The following is an 18069-nucleotide window of genomic DNA, read 5'->3' on the forward strand; positions in this document are numbered from 1 at the left end:
CACGCCATTGATCAACGCCCCCTGGTTCGAGAGGCTCCATGTACCAGTACCACAAGTGGTTGCGCTCCTTTCATGCCGTGGCCCGCACCGGCAGCTTCACCCAGGCGGCCGAGTTGCTGAGCATCGGCCAGCCGACCATCAGCGAGCAGGTCGGCGGCCTGGAAAAGCGCTTCTCGGTAGAGCTGTTCCATCGCCGCGGCCGCTTCATCGAGTTGAGCCCTGCCGGGGAGCAACTCTACGCCATCACCCAAGGCCTGTTCGGCCAGGAGGACGAAGCCTTGCAGCTGCTGCAGAGCTTTCAGCAGCGCAAGCAGGGCATGCTGCGCATCGGCGCGGTCTCGCCACCGATCGCCATGAGCCTGACCTATTCGCTGATGCAGCGTTACCCGCACATCGAGCTGGAAACCTCCTTCACCAGCGAGGCCGGCACCTTGGAGCGGCTGTACAACTTCGACATCGACGTGGCGATCCTCGCCCTTTCGGAGTTCGACCAGCGCCTGAGTACGCAGCTGTATCGCACCTGCCCGATCCTCGCGGTGGTGCGCGACGACCATCCCTGGGCGCGGCAGCAGGGCGTCAGCGTGCAGGCGATCGCGCAACAGCGCGTGGTCCTGCGCGAGCCGGCCTCGCGCACCCGCCAACTGGTAGAGGAAGGTTGTCGGCGCCACGGCGTGAAACTGGATTGCGCGATGCAGTTGAACAGCCGCGAGGCCATCGTCCACGCGGTGGTACACGGTATCGGCGTGGGCTTCGTCTCGGCGGTGGAGTACGCCGACAGGCCGGGCACCCGCTCCATCGCCTTTGCCGAGGACCCGTTCCACATCAGCTACTACCTGTGCTGCCTGGGCATCCGCCGCAAGCGGCCGATCATCGCCGAGCTGTTCGACTCCGCTGCCGCAGCGACCGACAGCGACCCTTGATGTCCCCTAGAACCTGCAAGCCTGCCCTATCGTCGGGCAGGCTGCGCTCACCCTGCAATTCCCTTCATCGGAGTACTGCCATGCACTACCAGCAACCCCAGCAACTGCAAGCCGCCATTCTCGACTGGGCCGGCACCGTGGTCGATTTCGGCTCGTTCGCGCCGACCCAGATCTTCGTCGAGGCCTTCGCCGAGTTCGGCGTACAGGTCAGCCTGGAAGAGGCACGCGGCCCGATGGGCATGGGCAAATGGGACCACATCCGCACCCTGTGCGACATTCCGGCCATTGGCGAGCGCTACCGCGCCGCCTTCGGCCGCCTGCCCACGGATGATGACGTCACCGCCATCTACGAGCGCTTCATGCCGCTGCAGATCGAGAAGATCGCCGAGCACTCCGCGCTGATCCCCGGTGCGTTGGAGGCCATCGCCACCCTGCGCAAGAGCGGCCTGAAGATTGGGTCCTGCTCCGGCTACCCGGCGGTGGTGATGGAGAAGGTCGTCGCCCTGGCCGAGCGCAACGGCTACGTCGCCGACCATGTGGTAGCCACCGATGAAGTCCCCAACGGCCGTCCGCATCCCGCGCAGGCGTTGGCCAATGTGATTGCCCTTGGCATCGATGACGTCGCCGCCTGCGTGAAGGTCGACGACACCTGGCCGGGCATCCTCGAAGGCCGCCGTGCTGGCATGTGGACCGTTGCGCTGACGTGTTCAGGCAATGCCCTGGGCCTGACCTACGAGCAATACAAGGCGCTGCCGGCAGACACGCTGGAGCAGGAGCGCCAGCGCATCGGCCAGATGTTCGAAGGCTCACGCCCGCACTACCTGATCGACACCATCGCCGAGCTTCCAGCGGTGATCGCCGACATCAACGCCCGCCTGGCACAGGGCGAGATGCCGCAAGGCTGCTAGTTTTCCCGCCCCAAAAGGCTTGAAACGCGGCGCTTTCCCCCTGGGGAGCGCCGCTTTCCCGAGCGTTGCGTCAGTTTGAAGTCGGTTCGCAGACTCCCTCGAATGGCACGCGCTCGCTATCGTTATCCGCAATAGGCTGGCCAGCCCCTTTGTCCTGGACGACGAAGCAGCTTTATTCACCCTCTCCGTGGTTCTCCCATCTCGGGCAACCGGCTGCGCTGCGTTGGCGCGCCTGCGGGAGCTGTTCGGCGACCCGCGGATGGTACGCAACGGCAGGGTCTACGAACCGACCCTGCGAGCCTTGACGATCCTTCGTAAGCTACAGCCGGCGATGAACACCATCTCCGTGCCCTCGGTCGTGCCCGGGCGTGTGCTGCATAAGCCATCATAGAGAAATCAATTGATCGACATCTGATGATTCAGGTTTTATATATCGGCCTGAAACGACGAGCCAATTATATCCGAATAGATGATGTCATTGATGTTCACATTCTTCATAAGTGGACATCTTACTTGGCCTCATCAAATATCAAGTTCCGGGGTTTCCTTCCGATGCCCTTGCTCTGCTCAATGCCTTGTTTTAACAAGCGTCAAGCCCAACCCTCATATCGCGCCCAGGCCTTGCAAGGCCCTCGCAAGATCGTCATACCCTGCCGCCTCGAACCCAATACCGCCCTCGCCTGCTTCATTTTTATTATTGAAACGCGTTGACCCGCACAAGAAAGCGACTAGCCTGAAATACCACTCGCTGTTATTCAGCGAGTGGGCGAAACAACAAGGAACAGGAGAGACAGGGATGCTCTTATGGACACCTATCAATATGATTATTCCTATGCGTTGAGCCAGGACAAAGTCAACGACATCCTACGCAGGAACCTGGCATCCGTCGCGATGCCCGTCGCCTACACCGACCACGACCCCATGACCGGGGCCATCACCACGCTCGATGTCCACCTGGATGTATGGAGCATGGCCGACGGCGGCCAGAACAGCCTGATGAAGCTCAACGTGCCCATCAAGGATGGCAGCCTGAGCATCTCCAATCTCCCCGGTGTCAACGGCGAATGGAACATGGCCGGTGTCTCCCTGCTGCTGGAGATAACGCTGGGCTGGATGGGCCCCGGCAACCAGCAGGCACTCGACGGTGAAGGGTCACTGACCCAGTTGGTGTTCTCGCCCACCCAAGACGCGACGCCCAACGATCCCGGCTACGTTGCGATACTGACGGTCACCGACCCTTCCGGCACCTTGACCAGTGCCGCCATCGGTATGCTCAAGCAGATCATCCAGGCGGCCTTCTACGAGAACCGGGGCAACCTGCAGTATGTATTCGCCGGCGTCGTCCCGGTGCCTGCCGGCGCGACGACCTGGCTGCGCCCGTACAAGTGGCAGTACTACATCGCCTCGGGCAACATCGAGGCACTCTGCTTCCTGTCCATGCTCGACGACTCACCGTTCCCACCCACACCCGCCTTCGATTCGACGGCCCTGGTGCCGGGCGCCAACGCCGTGGCCCTCATCTCGCAGAGCGCCTTTTTCAAGAACACGCTATTGCCTGGTGTCCAGGCCACCTTCCCGGGTGGGACCTTTTCCGTCAGCCAATCGAACCAGCATTCGCTGATTTCCAACAGTGGCGCCTTCACCGTTCAGGTTGGTGGCGACGCGATCAACACCAACAGCTTCTCCCTATGGCCCTCCGATGCCGGGGACGGATTGCAGACCTCCTCCGCAGGCGGCGGCCCCCTGACCTTCCTGTTCGGCCTGGCCGACCTCCCCGATGCCTCCTACAGCTGGAGTGCCCATACGGTCAACCCACTGTCGCTGGACGTTGCAAGCGGCAGCATGACCTTCCGGCAAGACCCGAACCCGACGACCACCCACGATCAGGACATCCCCTGGTACGACTACATCATCCTGGTGGGGCTGGGCCTGACGCTGGTCGGCCTGATCGCCGACATCACCGACGCCGTCAACGGCTTCGGCGACCAGGTCAACGACGTCGGCATGTCGAACATCAATGGCGCGGTGCAATCCACCCTCGGCAACCATGCGGTCAACGTCACCGACCTGCTCGACTGGCAGGCCAACGGTCAATCGTTCGCCCTGACCGACGGTGGGCTCGACGGTGCCCTCTACTTCCGTGGAAACCTTTCCTGAGCGTTCCAGGTGCCCGGCGCGGGTGTGCAGGCCGGGAAATCGATCCACCCAGGAGGAACAGCCAATGGCCACCCCCACCGACAACACATCGCTCGCCCCTGTGCCCGTATCAGAAATCGCCACCCGTCCAACGGCCGATACCTACGACTGGGATACGGTGGTGGCCCTGCATTTCGACACCACCAACACAGCCCTCACCGACAACTGGGGCAGCGTCGACAGCCGCGCCAAGACCCTCACCCAGGCCGCCAGCGACGACCCGTCCTACCAGATCCGGGCCAGCCTCGACCCCTGGCAGCTGACCATCGGCGGTGACGGCAAGAACATCAACATGAGCGTGCCGATCGCCAGCGGTGTCTACCAGGCTGGCGCCAACAGCTATCCGCTGGATGGGCTGGGCATGAGTGCAATCATCCAGATCAACATGGACTGGATCCCCGACCCCGACCAGAAGTCCTTCGTGATCAACAGCGGGGTGGCGGCCATCGTCGCCGACCTCGACAACGACATCGTCGATGCGGCCCTCATTGCCGACTTCGCCGCCAACGGCGTCACCATTACCAGCGAGTCGAAGCTCTCGACGGTCCATCAGGGCGCCGCCTGGTTGATCGCCGCCGCCGACAACACCTTCTATTACCTGTTCTTCAGCCAGGACAAGGACCAGAACCAGTTCCTGTCCGTGTACCAGTACACCAAGTCCTTCGCCACCCAGCTTCGCGCCCTGAGCAAGGAAGCCGGTGCAACGCCAGCTGTCGTGGTGATGAACGTGCTGAATCCGCCAAATGCCGGCAGCATCGGCAACGCGGTGCTCCCTGAGCTGCTGAGCGAGTGGTTCAACAGCAACATCAGCTATTTCAACTTCGTTTTCTCGGTCATCGACCTCACCCCCCAGCTCGATCAATCGCCCAGCTACACCTGGATCGACCCGACGGCCACCAGCTATGCCGTCATCGACGAGCAGACCATGACCAGCTCGGTGATGGGGGTGCTGACCATGGTCCAGAACAACCGACCCGGCGCGAACCACCAGGTATCGCCCAATGCCATTCCCACCGGTAGCGATGCGAACGGCGCCAACGTGGGGTTGCTGATCAGCGGGCAGAACTTCATGAAGAACATGATGCTCGGCGGCGCCAAGATCCTGTTCGACGATGCCAGCGACGAGGATTTCTCGATATTCAACGATGGGCTGTCCATCCAGAACGTCAACGCGCTGACCTACGGCTACTTCAAGATGGAGGACGACCCCGACGCCACCACCGCCGACAACGGCTACTCCGCCGAGCTGGACAGCGGCTCGCTGCCCCAGGGGCTGGTCGATGCCTTCAAGCACTCCGATGGCGAAGGTGGCTATTACTACAACCCTGACCTGCGCGGCGATACCGTCAAGGTCAATGTCGCCGGCAGCCAGTGGTTCCTCAGCGGCAACGGCTCGGAGTACATCGTCGACCTCAACGACGGCCAGCTCGAGTTCTATACCGCGACCCAGGTCACCATCGCCGCCGGGCAGTTCGAGATGAACCTGGAGCACAGCTTCCTCGAGATCAAATTCATCGACCTGACCTATTCGCAAAGCTGGCAGTACGACGTGCACATCAACTACACCGAGCAGGTCAACCTGGGCCTGAAGACGGTCACCACGTCGACGGGGGCGACCAAGCAGATCTTCAATTTCACCCAATCGGTGCGCAACATGACCGTCGATGTCACCAAGACCCAGGCGGAAATCACCTTCGAGATCGTGATGGGGGCGGTCACCGCCAGCCTGGCCCTGGTCGCCGTGCTCGGCCCGATCGTCGACGGCCTGGCCAGTGCGGCGGAAGTGACGGTCGAGAGCGTCGAGGAAGGCAGCGCGGTCATCAACGAAACCACCTTCGTCGAAGAGCTCAGTGGCAGCGATGAAGCAGAGGAGCAGAACCTCGCCAACGAGAAGGATGCCCTGGCCAATGGCGCCGAGCAGACCGCCGGCCGGATGACCCGCATCAAGAATGCCTTCAACTCCACCCGCTGGAAGGTGTTTGGCGGCATCACCGGTGCCGTGGCGGCCGCTTCCGGTATCGAGATCGCCGTCTCGGCGATCATGGCGGCGGTGTACAACAACGAATGGGACAATGTGCCCGGCTTCGATGAGTTCGCCAACGATGCCATAGAGCCGTATACCTTCCCCGGCGTCACTGGCTATGACCTGACCTCGGCGTGGCTGGCCGACTCGCTGCAGATCGGCCTGAAAACCAAGTGAAGGCAACGGCGTACGGAACAGGAGAGGCGTCATGACGACCAGCAACGAGGGGGTCTACACCTACAATTGGGATACCGCCTTCGCCATCCCGATTCCGGACGTCAACCAGACCATTGTCGACCAGAAGTCGTCACCGCCCGGGTTCACGGTCACGGCGGCGGATGCCTACACGGTCTCGGCGAACTTCTGCGATTGGCAGATCTGCAGGGGTGGGGATGGCAAGAACGTACGTTTTTCCATCCCCATGACCGGGATCGTGGTCGACTACAGCAACGGCCAGCGTGTGACCTGCGAGACGGGCACGGCGGTCATCGAGATCAACCTTCATTACATTCCCCATGATGCAGCGGGCGATGTCCCCTCCAACCCGGTTGCGCTGGTGGTGAAAACCACCTCGGACGACCCCTCGACACCCGTGGCCGCCCTGGTCGGCCAGGTCACCCTGTCGCCCGACCCTGGCACCGTCACCAGCGCCGTCTTTGGCCAGGCGCTGCTGGACTGGGTCAACGGCAACCTGGGGGCGTTCAACCACATCTTCTCGGTGGTCGACCTCAACCGGATGATCGACCAGCAACAATGGGGGTTCGTGACACCCAACTACACCAGCTACGCCTACCTCGACGGCAGCACCCTCGAGGACAGCGTGCTGGGCGTGCTCACCATGACCGGGGACCGCAACGGTGAATCCCTGAGCGAACAGATATCGCCGTCGGCGATTCCCGGGGGCAGTGAAGCCGGGTTCCTGGTCTCCCAGGAACGCACCCTCTACGACCTGGTGCGCCCGGCGATCATGGTCGCCTACCCGGGGCTGACCGACGACAACTTCCTGATGAGCGACGACAAGACCCGCCTCTACCTGGTGCAAGGTGTGTCCGTCGACATGCCGCCGATCACGCATGATGGCTCGACCTACTACCCGAAGCTCACCGCGCTCACGGTAGAGACCGATGGCGAGACGTTCACCGTCACCAGTACCACCAGCACCTACATTACCTTCGGCGTGACCTCAGAGACGACAGCCACCAACTGGTACACCCTCGACCTCGGAACGTCGAACAATGGGCAGACCATCACCTTCATCCAGACCCAACCCACGGACCAGCAGTACGCTGTCCACCAGGACCCTGGCGTGATCGTCACCGAGATCATCCTGTCGATCATCATCGGTCTGGTGTCGCTGATCTGCGCCCCGCTCACCGACGGCGCATCGATCGTCTTGGGCGGCCTGGTGATCGGGCTGTTGCTGGGGGCATCGCAAATCGCCACGGCGGCCATCGAATCGGTCAACAAGGACACCTCCCCTGCCGTGGACCTGCTCATGGTCAATGCCGTCGACCCGATCAAGTGGACGGGCAGCGGCTCGTTCAAGCTCGACTACGTCCATCCGAACATATCCTTGCAACTGGGCGGTGATCCGCTGTTCGTCTAGCCCGCGTGGCACTCACCGACACACACGGAACAACAGGAGGCCTGCCATGGCCAGCCAGTCGACCCACTTCGTGAGGTACCGCCTCAAAGACAGCGCCGCAAGCGAGCACTACGTCACCTTCTCTTCCCGAGGGCCACGGGCACCGGTAACCGGGGCGAATCATCCGCTCATCCGCAAGCTCGCGGAAACCGACGCCGCGGCAGCGAGCACGGTAGAGCGCCTGATCCAGGCGATGACCGCGAATGAACAGCGCTTCTTCGCCTGGCTGGGGGGCGATGCCTCACGCATGGAGTATTTCATGGAGGACCCCGTCGGGGCGCTGAAACAGGCAATTCCCGACCTACCGCAGACGTTCTTCGACGAGCTCGCCGCGTTGCCGAAGCTGTTCGCGAACAGGTGAAATGCCATTGGGGCCGCTTCGCGCCCCATCGCCGGCAAGCCGGCTCCCACAGGGTTCGCCGCCGTCCCTGAGCATTGCGGTGAACCTGGGAGCGGCTCTAAAGCAATCTCAAACCGGCGATGGGCTGCCCCCCCTCTCACAGCGGTCTCTGCATGACAGTCAGCACCGCCAACCTGTGCAGGCTGTGTGAAAACCTCCAATGCTTTTTCAGGATCGCGCTTCTACGCGAAATCTGGAAAAGCTTGGCTGCTCAACTCACCCTGAATACGCGTAGAAGCGCGATGTTTAGGTTGTTTTTTGAACAGCCCGATTGCTCGGAGGGTTTTCACACAGCCTGTGTGGGAGCCGGCTTGCCGGCGATGGGACGCGAAGCGGCCCCGGTTTCCAGCGATGTCCTGAGCGCCCTGTCACGGCCCGGGCTCGGGCTCGACGTCGGCCGTGAACAGGCACACCCGGTTGCGCTGGCGCTTGGCTTGGTACATGGCCTGGTCGGCCGCCTTGACCAAGGTGTCGGGATCACGGGCATGCAAGGGATGGAGCGCGACGCCGATGCTCGGGGTGACGAAATCGATGGTCTGCGTCTCGATCTGCACAGGTGCCCCCAATACCTGCAACAGGCGCTCGGCAAGGCGCTGGGCATCGCTTGCGCCGGTGCCGGGCAGGATCAGCGTGAACTCGTCGCCGCCCAGGCGATAGGCACGGTCCGGTTTGCGCACGGCCTCGCGCAGGCGGTTGGCCATCTGCACCAGCAGGCTGTCGCCGATATCGTGCCCGAAGCGGTCGTTGACCTGCTTGAAACGGTCCAGGTCGATGAACAGCAGCGCCAGGCTACCCTTCCCGTCGGCCAGGTTGCGCGTGAGGTGCTCGTAGAAGGCCTTGCGGTTGCCGAGCCCGGTCAGGGCATCGCGATAGGCCAGGTCGAAGAGCTGGTTCTGGTATTCGACATGGCCGCTGACGTCGTGCAGGATGCCGCGATAGCCGCTGGGCCGGCCCTGGCCATCGAAGATGGGCGAGACGTGCGTTTCGTAGTACCCCAGGCTACCGTCGGCCCGGTGCAGGCGCCCATGCAGCAGCGGTGGGTCCCCCGCCGAGTGCGCCTCGACCAGCGCGCCGAGCCGTTGTTCGGTGCATGTCTCCAGCCATTGGCTGGCCGGCTGGCCGATCACGGTTTCTGGCGAGTGGCCGAGCAGCGTGGCCAGGGCCGGGTTGATGGCCAGGAAATGGCCTTGGCCATCCAGTTCGAAATAGCCTTCCTGCATGGCCTGGAGGATCGCCCGGTCCCGCGCTTCGCTGCGCTCCAGGCGATCGAGCATGTGGTTGGTCTCTTGCCCGAGCAGGCCCAGTTCATCCGTGGCGCGATCGCTGAGGCGACGGCCGGCGGACTCAGGCCCGATGTGCAGCAGCTCCTGGTGCATCCTCGAGATGCGGCGCAGCAGGACAACGTCCAGGCCCAGGTAGGTCAGCAGCCAGGCCAGCAGCGCGACCAGCGCCGACAGGCCGAGGAAAAGATCGATCTGCTTGCGCCCCTCGACGTACAGGTGCCGCTCGCGGGGCAGCTCCAGCACCAGCTGCGGTTCGTCCGGACGACGGTCGAACTGCAGGAAGATGCGCTGCCGGTCGGCATCGAGGACCTGGCGCGGGCTGATGGCGATGTCTTCGTTCCCTTCGAGCGGGGCCCAGTGTGGGGGCGTCCGCTCGGGCGCGAGCAGCCGTAGGACGCCTTCGAGTTGCCGCTGCAAGGCCGTGGTGCGTTCGCTGTCGAGGAAGTGGCCGGCGAGCAGGGTACCCGAGGCCGGTGGTGCCGTCTGCATGCCGACCAGGATCATCGGTACACCTTGTACCGCAACCAGCCGCCCCGGCACTTGCCGGGCCGGCCCATCACGCTCCAGGCGCTGCGCCAGGGCGAGGATATCGTCGCGCAAGGCCTGCGTGTTGCGCACAGGTGCCGTGCCCAAGGTCGCCAGGTCGAGGGCCGCCACGGGTTGCCACTGGGCGGCGCTCACCTGCCCTGCCGTATCCAGGTGGAGCAGGAAATCGAAGTTCATCCGGCTCAAGCTCGCGGAGGGCAGCGGCAGGATGTCGCCTGCCGCTGCCGAAGGCGCCAAGGAGAGCACGAAATTACGCAGGCGGTCATGGTCGCGTTCGAGCAGGTTGCCGACCAAGGCCCGGATATGCGTGGCTTCGGCCACCAGCAGTTGCTCATCCTCATGGTCCAGACGGCCCAGGATCAGCGTGTGCGCCAGCCCATGGATCACCAGCAGGACCACCACCAGCGGTGGTGCGAAAAGCCAGAACAGTCGCTTGCGTAGCGTCATCGAGCGCTCCAGCGGCAAAGGCCAGCCACTAGAGGGCCGGCGCCGGGCAGCGCGTCGTGCCGGCGGCGCTGGCCTGTGCGACCATACGGGCGAACCTGCGCAGGTTGTCCTGATGCGCCGCGACCAACCCGGAGATGCTGTTGTCCGCCCTGCTTTGCAAGGTGCTGTGGCAGGACAGCTGGCTGTGCGGCGTGCCATATCCCAGCCGCCAGCTCACATCGAGCAAGGCGTGCTGGCCCGGGATCGAGTCGAAGCGCTGCACCTCCACGCGCAAGCTCGCCCGGTCGCCCGCCCCGGTCGGCGTCCCTAGCTGGTCCTGCAGGGCGCTGCGGAACTCGTCGACCAGGTTGGCCCCCCACCATTCGGTCTCTAGGATCACCAGCCCACTGTCGCCCTGGCGTATGACCAGCTGCGAACGATCGACCTGGGGCGGCAGGGTGACCTGCTGGATCGCGATATCGACGCCCGCCGGCCGCTCGGCAGGCTGCGCCGGCACCAAGGTGTGGTAGTGGATGGGGGCGCTGCTGCAACCTTGCAAGGTCACGACCAGCCCGGCGGCCAACAGCTGCTTTGCCAGCTTGTGCATAGGGGTTCACTCCTTGGTTCAAGGCCGCAGGCCATCGGCATCGACGGCCTTGGGCCGCCCGCGTATCAGCGATTCGGGGTGCCTGCCCAGGTAGTCGGACAGGTCACGCAGCGAACGCGACATGCGCTCCAGTTCGTTGAGGGTGTCGTTCATTCTCTCGCGCTGCGGAGACCCCTCCGACAGCGCGGCATTGGCGGTCTGCAACGTGCCACGCAGCGCTTCCAGAGTCTGGCTGACACCCGGCAAGGTCTGCGTGTTGAACTGCTTGAGGCTGGCCTTCAGCTCGCGCAGGTTGCCGTCCAGGTCGTTGGCGATGCGTTCGATGGGCAGTTTGCTCAGGCGCGCGACCATCTGCTGCAGTTGCTCCTGCAGTTTGTCCAGGCTGCCGGGCACCGTGGGAATCCACAGGGGGCGTGCCGAGGCATCGAAGGCGACTTTCTGTGCGTCGGGGTAGAAGTCCAGGGACACATACAGCTGGCCCGTGAGCAGGTTACCCGTGCGCGCCTGCGCCCGTAGGCCATGCGCGACAAAACTGCCGATCAGCTGGCTGCCGGCCTCCTCGTCCCCTGGCGCTCGCTTGAGCGCCCCGAACATCTTCAGGTAGACAGGCCCCAGGCGCTGCGGGTAGACCACCGCGTCCACCATGACTGGGAAGCTCTGTTTCTGTTCGTCGAAGTCGAGCTCGACCGCCGTGACCTTGCCGAACGCCACCCCCATGAACTCCACCGGCGCGCCAACGGCCAGGCCGCGCATGGACTGGTCGAAGCGCAGGCGCAGCGGCAATGCCTTGCCCGTAGGCGGTGCCAGGGCGCTGTCGCGATCGGCATACAGTTCGAACGCCTGCTGGTCTTCGGCCAGCGCAGCCCCGGTGGCCGACTCGGGTTCACCGAAGACCAGCCCGCCGACCAGGATCGACGACAGCGATTCGGTATTGACCCTCAAGCCATTGGCGCCGAGGTCGAGGTCGATCCCGCTGGCATTCCAGAAGCGCGTGTTGCGGGTGACGAAGGCATCGTTGGGCGCTTCGATGAAGATGCCGATGTCCACCCCCTTGCCATCCTCCTGCAAGGCGTAGGACACCACCTGCCCGACGGGGATCTTGCGAAAGTAGATCGGCGAGCCGATGTCGAGCGAACCCAGGTCCTGGGCATGTAGCGTGAAGCGCTTGCCCTTCTCGCCATAGGTGATCGGCGGTGGCGACTCCAGCCCGGTGAACGCCTTGGCCGGCGTCGTGGACTGGCCAGCATCGGCGCCGATGAAGTTGCCCGAGAGCAAGGTATCGACACCGGTGACACCGCCCGCCCCGATGCGCGGTCTGACGACCCAGTACTGGGCGCCCTCGGTGGCGAACGATTCGGCCTCCTTGGACAGCCGCACGGTGGCCAGCACGCTTTTCTTGTCGTCGGCCAGTTCCACCGAGGCCACTTCGCCGATCACCACGCTGCGGTACTTGACCTGTGTCTTGTGCGCCACCAGCCCCTCGCCCGTCTTGAAGGAAATGGTGATTACCGGCCCTTCCTGCATCCAGCTGCGCACCACCAGGGAGGCGCCGATCAACAGCGCGATGATCGGGACGATCCAGACCAGGGACACGTTCCAGCGCCTGCTCTGCACCTGTGCCGCGGCCGGTTGCCGCTCGCTGTCTTGCACCATTCAGGCGTCCTCCTTGTGTGAAGCGCTGTCCCAGATGAGACGCGGGTCGAAACTCATGGCCGAGAGCATGGTGAACACCACGACCAGGCCAAAGAACAGGATGCCGGCCCGTGGTTCGATGGTGCCCAGCTCGCGCATCTGCACCAGGGCCGCGACCAGCGCGACCACCAGCACATCGAGCATCGACCAGTAGCCGATCAGTTCCACGAAGCGGTAGAGCTTGGTGCGTTGCCGGCATGCCCAGTCGCTGCGCCGCTGCACCGTGACCAGCAACATCAGCAAGGCGATGAACTTGATCGCCGGCACGCCGATGCTGGCGATGAAGATGATCAAGGCGATGTCCCAGGCCCCGCTCTCCCAGAACTCCAGTACACCGCCACCGATGGTGCTGTCGGTGCCCTGGCCGAGCATCTCGGTATGCATCACCGGCAGCAGGTTGGCCGGGATGTAGAACACCAGCGCCGTGAGCAGGTAGGCCCAGGTACGGGTGACGGCCTGTGTCTTGCGCGCATGCAGGGGCGCGGCGCAGCGCTCGCAGCGATGCGGGTGGCGGGTCAGGTCGCTGGCATGGCCGCAGCCATGGCACAGGCACAGCTTCAGTTCGGCGGCGGTGGGCGGCACGCTCATACCTGCTCCCAGAGCTGGCGGATGTCGCGCCCGGCGATATAGATCAACAGGACGCTGAGCGCGGCCATGGCCAACAGGCCGATGCCCGGGATCACATCGAGCAGGCCCGCGAGCTTGATCACGGCCACCAGGGCGCCCAGCAGGCAGACCTCCAGCATGCTCCAGGGCCGCAGCGCCTCCAGCCCCCGCATGCACCAGGCAAAGGCCGGCGCGCGGCGTTGGCGCAAGGCGAAGGCCAGTACCCAGATCAGCAAGCCCACCTGCATCACGGGCGCGATGATGATGGCCAGCGCCACCACCAGGGCGATGAGGGTGATGCTGCCGCGGCTGAGGATCAGCACCGAGTCCCAGAGCGTCGCGCTATTGCTCAGGCCCTGCATGTTGATGGTCATGACCGGGTAGAGATGGGCGAACGCCAGGAGCACCGCGCCGGTCACGCCCAGGGCCAGGCGTTGCTGCACGGACAAGGCGCCATGGCGCTCCAGCACGCCCGCGCAACGTACGCACACGGCGCGCTGGTGGCGAGCCAGCGGCGTGCGCTGATACACCGCGTCGCAGTATTCGCAGATGATCACGTCCTGCTTCATCGCGGGTCACCGATGAACCAGCGGTAGTAAGGGTTGCTGCCATCCTCGCGAACCACGGTCCTCACCTCCCGTGCCCAGGCCTGGCGCTCGCCACGGTAGGCGTGCAGGCCCACGCCGTAGAAACGCCGCAAGCTCGCCCATTGCGCGTTGACCTGGGCGCGAAACGACGGCTGCACGTTGACCAAGGGCGGCTCACGGCGCAATGCCAGCAGCTCGGGCAGTACCCGGGTGATCTCCTTGGCACGAACCCACGGGGCGTACTCGATGCGTGGCTGGTCATCCGTTACCGCCGGTGCATCGCCGGCATAGGTCTGTAGCCCTTGGCGATCGGTGATCCAGGTCGCCAGCAGCGCGGCCGCCGAGTCGATGCCCACCTCGCCCAGCACGGCAGCCACCTCGGGCTGCGAAAAGCGCTCCTGGATGCGCGCTACGTCCAGTTGCAACGGCTGCAGGGAGCCCACCAGCAGCATCTCGTGAAACTCCGTGGTCCACAGCGAGGCATGGGGAAACACGTCGATGAAGCTGCGCACCAGCGAGCGGCTGTCCTCGTCGTTCTGTGTCGGCAACGGCAACCACTGGGCAACCACGCCATGCTCGTTCAGGCGGCTGGCGGCCAAGCGGTAGAAGTCGCGCGAATACAGGTTGACCACCCCGGCAGCCGAAGGTGGCGGCGGCTCCAGGGTGATCATGTCGTAGCGGGCCTCGCTGCGCAGCAGCTCACGGCGGCCGTCGCGCAGGCGAATGTCCAGGCGTGGATCGTCGATGGCCTCGAAGGTCCCACGAAAGTGTGGTGCGGCCCTCAGCACCTCGGGCAGCAACTCGGCCACCACCGGGTGCTGCACGTCGCGGTAGCGCAGCATGGCACCGGCGGTGATGCCGGTACCGAAACCGATGACCAACGCCGAGCGGGGCTCGCCGCGGTGAATCAACAACGGCAGCAACGCCTGCAGGCGCATGTAGCGCAGCGACGGCATGGCATCGCCGGTATTGGACACGCCCTGGATGTACAGGCGGCTGAACTGCCGTTGCCCCTTGCCTTGCTGTACCACCGCCACCGTGCCGCCCCGCCCCTCCTCATAGAAGCTCAGTTGCCCGCTGCGGGTGGCAGGCATCAATTGCGCCAGGTGCCGGGGCGACGTCAACAGGCCACAGGCAAGGGTCGCGATGCCGACGAGCAGCACCCCCACGCGCATCCGGCGGCTGACCTGCGTCCCTCGCCATACCGCCACACCGCCAATGGCGGCAGCCAGCACGGCGAGCAACGCCAGGCCACGCACCAGGCCCAGCCCTGGTACCAGCAGGAACCCTGTCAGCATCACGCCAAGGATGCCACCCAGGGTGTTGAGGGCAACCACGATCCCCACATCGCGGCCGACATGGGCACTGTCTACCGCCAGGCGCAAGGCCAGGGGAAACGCCGCGCCCAGCAAGGTCGTGGGCAGGAACACCACGCTGAGCGCCGCGACGGCGAAGCGTGCGGACATGCCCGCCAGTTCGCTGCCACCGAGGGTCAGCACCCAGCGCTCGGCCAGGCTCTGCGCGCCGACCAGCCACTGCCCCAGCCCGGCGACCTGGAGAATCGCCAGCAGCCCCGCACTGGCGATCAGCAGGCCGAACACGCCCCAGGGGTCGCGAATACGGTCCGCATGCCGCGCATACAAGGCGCTACCGAGCACGAGGCCGCAGAGATAGGTGGCCAGCACCACGGCGAAGGCGAAGGCCCGCGTGCTCATGAACTGCACGATCGACTGCGTCCAGATCACTTCGTACCCCAGCGCCACCCCGCCGGCCAGGCAATACAGGCCGATGGCCAGGCGTGCCGAGGCACTGCGTGCGGTGGTGGCCGCAGTGGCCTGGTGTGCCGGTTCGACGGGCGCGCGGGCTACCCACAGCGCGGCGACAGCAGCCAGCACGTTCAGCAATGCGGCGGCATAGGCACTGGCCAGCACACCGAGCGTTGGCAACAGCACGAACGCCGCCGCCAGGGTACCGGCGATGGCGCCCGCGGTATTGGCGGCATACAGGCCGCCACCTGCCCGGCCGAGCTCGCCCTCGACCGGGGACAGGGCGCGCACCAGCACTGGCAGGGTACCGCCCATGAAGAACGCCGGCAGGCCGACCAGCACGAAAGGCAGCACCCAGGCCAGCGGCCCCAGGCTGGCCTCCAGCCGGGCGAAGAGGCCCGCGGCAGCGCCAAGCCCCAGGGTTGCGGCGACCCCGAGGACCGCGACCAACACCTCCAGCCCGGCATACAACAGGACCGGACGGCGCAGACGGTCGGCCCACCGACCGAACGCCAGGCCCCCCAGCGCCAGGCCGGCGAAAAAAGCACTGATGGCCGTGGTGACGGCATACACCTCCACCCCCACCACCAAGGACAGTTGTTTGACCCAGAGCACCTGGTAGACCAGGGCCGCACCGCCGGAAAGGAACATCAGCAACGCGGTGATCGACAGCTGGGAACGTGCCATGGCCGAGGTTGCCTGGACTACCGCGCGACGGGGGCGCGAACGGGACTGACTGGCGGCTGATGACATGGCAAAGCCTTATCGAACGAAAGGAGGCCTGCGCCAGGAAGACTGCCGCAGGCCAGGGGACGGGCGCAGGCGCTGGCCTGCGTCCGCTTCCAGTCGGCGCTTATTTGGCGCCTTGCTTCATCTTGGCCTCGATCTGCCGGTCTACGTCGGCACGGATCTGGTCGATGCTGAAGCTCGCCGGACGCTGGCTGGGGGGATAGTCGACGAAGGTCTGCAGGAAGGCGGCAGCCCTGCGGGTGCCCTCGAAAATCAGGTAGTCGTTCTTGGCGAGCCAGTCGTAGTACTGGTCCGACACCACGTCTGCCCGCTCATATGGATCCATGCGCAGATGGAACAGCTTCGGTACCCGCAGGCATGTGAACGGCTCGCTCCAGACCTTGAAACCACCCGGGGCGCGCTGTTCGCAGAACACCAGCTTCCAGTCCTTGAAGCGCATGGCGACCAGGTCTCCATCGTCGCTGAAATAATAGAATTCCTCGCGTGCGCTCTTGTCGGTCTTGCCTGTCAGGAAGTCCAGCTGGTTATAGCCGTCCAGGTGCACCTTGAAGTTCTTGCCACCGACATCAGCCCCTTTGAGCAAGCGTTCCTTGATGTCCGCACTGCCAGCTGCCGCCAACAAGGTAGGGAACCAGTCCAGGCCGGAGAACATCTGGGTGGTCACTTCGCCCGCCTTGATCTTGCCCGGCCAGCGCACCATGGCCGGCACCCGGTAGGCGCCCTCCCAGTTGGAGTTCTTCTCGTTGCGAAACGGCGTGGTCGCCGCATCCGGCCACGACCACTGGTTCGGCCCGTTGTCGGTGGTGTAGACGACGATGGTGTTGTCGGTAAGCTTCAGGTCGTCCAACGTCTTGAGCAGCTTGCCGACGTCACCGTCGTGTTCGAGCATGCCGTCGGCATATTCGTTGCCTACCATGCCACTCTGCCCTTGCATCGACTCGCGTACATGGGTGAAGGCATGCATGCGTGTGGTGTTCATCCACACGAAGAACGGTTTGTCGGCCTTGGCCTGCTTGTCGATGAAGTTGATGGCCGCCTGGGTGGTATCGTCATCGATGGTTTCCATGCGCTTGCTGTTCAGCGCGCCGGTGTCCTCGATCTTGCCGTCGGCGGTGGAGCGGATCACCCCACGCGGCGAAGCGGCCTTGACGAAGGGGTCGTTGGGGTCCTTGGGCCAATACGGGCGCTCGGGCTCCTCCTCGGCGTTGAGGTGGTAGAGGTTGCCGAAGAACTCATCGAAGCCGTGGTTGGTCGGCAGGTATTCGTCCCGATCACCCAGGTGGTTCTTGCCGAATTGACCCGTGGCGTACCCCAGTGCCTTGAGCGCCTGGGCGATGGTCACGTCGCGATCCTGCAGGCCGACCTTGACGCCCGGCATGCCGACCTTGGACAGCCCGGTGCGCAAGGCAGACTGGCCGGTGATGAAGGTAGAGCGCCCCGCCGTGCAGCTGTTCTCGGCGTAGTAGTCGGTGAACATCAGCCCTTCCTTGGCGATACGGTCGATGTTCGGCGTCTTGTAGCCGACCACTCCGTGCGAATACGCACTGATATTGGTCTGGCCGATGTCATCGCCGAATATCACCAGGATGTTCGGCTTGTCCGCGGCCGTGGCCATCGAGCATCCCACTATCGCCGTCGCCGCCAGTGCGAACTGCGATAACCACCTTCCTGTGCGTTTCATTGGTGCTTCTCCGTTCTGGTTGCTTGTCGTATC

The 18069-nt window shown here is 64.4% G+C and carries 13 protein-coding genes and 1 pseudogene; 7 read left to right on the top strand and 7 right to left on the bottom strand.

Going from position 1 to position 18069, the window contains the following annotated elements; all coding sequences use genetic code 11:
* The first annotated feature begins 38 nt into the window (after positions 1–38).
* The 7 genes and pseudogenes from ACDI39_RS04350 (at position 39) to ACDI39_RS04380 (ending at position 8053) form a co-directional block, all read left to right on the top strand.
* Positions 39–920 (top strand): LysR substrate-binding domain-containing protein, encoded by an 882-nt coding sequence (locus ACDI39_RS04350; RefSeq protein WP_253080114.1) that lies wholly within the window; start codon positions 39–41, stop codon positions 918–920.
* Between the two features lie 80 nt (positions 921–1000).
* Complete coding sequence (phnX, locus tag ACDI39_RS04355) at positions 1001–1828, top strand: phosphonoacetaldehyde hydrolase (protein WP_253101494.1); 828 nt, start codon at positions 1001–1003, stop codon at positions 1826–1828.
* Positions 1829–2045: 217 nt separating this feature from the next.
* A pseudogene (locus ACDI39_RS04360) lies at positions 2046–2174 on the top strand (LysR family transcriptional regulator); the annotation flags it as partial.
* A 458-nt stretch (positions 2175–2632) separates the two neighbouring features.
* Positions 2633–3985, top strand: a complete 1353-nt coding sequence (locus ACDI39_RS04365) for a TULIP family P47-like protein (RefSeq protein ID WP_225787787.1) — start codon at positions 2633–2635, stop codon at positions 3983–3985.
* A gap of 64 nt (positions 3986–4049) precedes the next feature.
* Positions 4050–6224 carry a TULIP family P47-like protein gene (locus ACDI39_RS04370; protein WP_486537756.1) on the top strand — a complete coding sequence of 725 codons (2175 nt, stop codon included), beginning with the start codon at positions 4050–4052 and terminating at the stop codon, positions 6222–6224.
* A 31-nt stretch (positions 6225–6255) separates the two neighbouring features.
* A complete protein-coding gene (locus ACDI39_RS04375; RefSeq protein WP_486537757.1) occupies positions 6256–7653 on the top strand; it encodes a TULIP family P47-like protein in 1398 nt (465 codons plus the stop codon).
* 46 nt (positions 7654–7699) lie between these two features.
* Positions 7700–8053 (top strand): hypothetical protein, encoded by a 354-nt coding sequence (locus ACDI39_RS04380; protein ID WP_225787784.1) that lies wholly within the window; start codon positions 7700–7702, stop codon positions 8051–8053.
* A gap of 407 nt (positions 8054–8460) precedes the next feature.
* On the opposite strand, the gene ACDI39_RS04385 is transcribed toward ACDI39_RS04380, so the two are convergent.
* The 7 genes from ACDI39_RS04385 to ACDI39_RS04415 form a co-directional block, all read right to left on the bottom strand.
* The gene (locus ACDI39_RS04385; RefSeq protein WP_225787783.1) at positions 8461–10368 is read right to left on the bottom strand and encodes a diguanylate cyclase domain-containing protein; all 1908 of its coding nucleotides are present in this window, start codon (positions 10366–10368) and stop codon (positions 8461–8463) included.
* 28 nt (positions 10369–10396) lie between these two features.
* Positions 10397–10954: a PqiC family protein gene (locus ACDI39_RS04390; protein WP_253090778.1), complete on the bottom strand. Its 558-nt coding sequence runs from the start codon at positions 10952–10954 to the stop codon at positions 10397–10399.
* Positions 10955–10972: 18 nt separating this feature from the next.
* The gene (locus ACDI39_RS04395) at positions 10973–12607 is read right to left on the bottom strand and encodes a PqiB family protein (protein WP_253090777.1); all 1635 of its coding nucleotides are present in this window, start codon (positions 12605–12607) and stop codon (positions 10973–10975) included.
* A complete protein-coding gene (locus tag ACDI39_RS04400; protein WP_225787780.1) occupies positions 12608–13234 on the bottom strand; it encodes a paraquat-inducible protein A in 627 nt (208 codons plus the stop codon).
* Positions 13231–13821, bottom strand: coding sequence for a paraquat-inducible protein A (locus ACDI39_RS04405; RefSeq protein ID WP_225787779.1), 591 nt, complete (start codon positions 13819–13821; stop codon positions 13231–13233). The genes ACDI39_RS04400 and ACDI39_RS04405 overlap by 4 nt, the downstream gene beginning before the upstream one ends.
* Positions 13818–16292: a fused MFS/spermidine synthase gene (locus tag ACDI39_RS04410; protein ID WP_253080549.1), complete on the bottom strand. Its 2475-nt coding sequence runs from the start codon at positions 16290–16292 to the stop codon at positions 13818–13820. Before ACDI39_RS04410 ends, ACDI39_RS04405 begins: the two co-directional genes overlap by 4 nt.
* Positions 16293–16458: 166 nt before the next feature.
* The gene (locus ACDI39_RS04415; RefSeq protein WP_225787777.1) at positions 16459–18036 is read right to left on the bottom strand and encodes an arylsulfatase; all 1578 of its coding nucleotides are present in this window, start codon (positions 18034–18036) and stop codon (positions 16459–16461) included.
* Positions 18037–18069 lie beyond the last annotated feature (33 nt).

Source organism: Pseudomonas sp. Tun-23181, from assembly GCF_057415455.1.

Excerpts from the sequence above, each read along its gene's own strand:
- ACDI39_RS04350 (WP_253080114.1), top strand. The coding sequence starts at position 39 with ATGTACCAGTACCACAAGTGGTTGCGCTCCTTTCATGCCGTGGCCCGC.
- phnX (WP_253101494.1), top strand. The coding sequence starts at position 1,001 with ATGCACTACCAGCAACCCCAGCAACTGCAAGCCGCCATTCTCGACTGG.
- ACDI39_RS04365 (WP_225787787.1), top strand. The coding sequence starts at position 2,633 with ATGGACACCTATCAATATGATTATTCCTATGCGTTGAGCCAGGACAAA.
- ACDI39_RS04370 (WP_486537756.1), top strand. The coding sequence starts at position 4,050 with ATGGCCACCCCCACCGACAACACATCGCTCGCCCCTGTGCCCGTATCA.
- ACDI39_RS04375 (WP_486537757.1), top strand. The coding sequence starts at position 6,256 with ATGACGACCAGCAACGAGGGGGTCTACACCTACAATTGGGATACCGCC.
- ACDI39_RS04380 (WP_225787784.1), top strand. The coding sequence starts at position 7,700 with ATGGCCAGCCAGTCGACCCACTTCGTGAGGTACCGCCTCAAAGACAGC.
- ACDI39_RS04385 (WP_225787783.1), bottom strand. The coding sequence starts at position 10,368 with ATGACGCTACGCAAGCGACTGTTCTGGCTTTTCGCACCACCGCTGGTG.
- ACDI39_RS04390 (WP_253090778.1), bottom strand. The coding sequence starts at position 10,954 with ATGCACAAGCTGGCAAAGCAGCTGTTGGCCGCCGGGCTGGTCGTGACC.
- ACDI39_RS04395 (WP_253090777.1), bottom strand. The coding sequence starts at position 12,607 with ATGGTGCAAGACAGCGAGCGGCAACCGGCCGCGGCACAGGTGCAGAGC.
- ACDI39_RS04400 (WP_225787780.1), bottom strand. The coding sequence starts at position 13,234 with ATGAGCGTGCCGCCCACCGCCGCCGAACTGAAGCTGTGCCTGTGCCAT.
- ACDI39_RS04405 (WP_225787779.1), bottom strand. The coding sequence starts at position 13,821 with ATGAAGCAGGACGTGATCATCTGCGAATACTGCGACGCGGTGTATCAG.
- ACDI39_RS04410 (WP_253080549.1), bottom strand. The coding sequence starts at position 16,292 with ATGGCACGTTCCCAGCTGTCGATCACCGCGTTGCTGATGTTCCTTTCC.
- ACDI39_RS04415 (WP_225787777.1), bottom strand. The coding sequence starts at position 18,036 with ATGAAACGCACAGGAAGGTGGTTATCGCAGTTCGCACTGGCGGCGACG.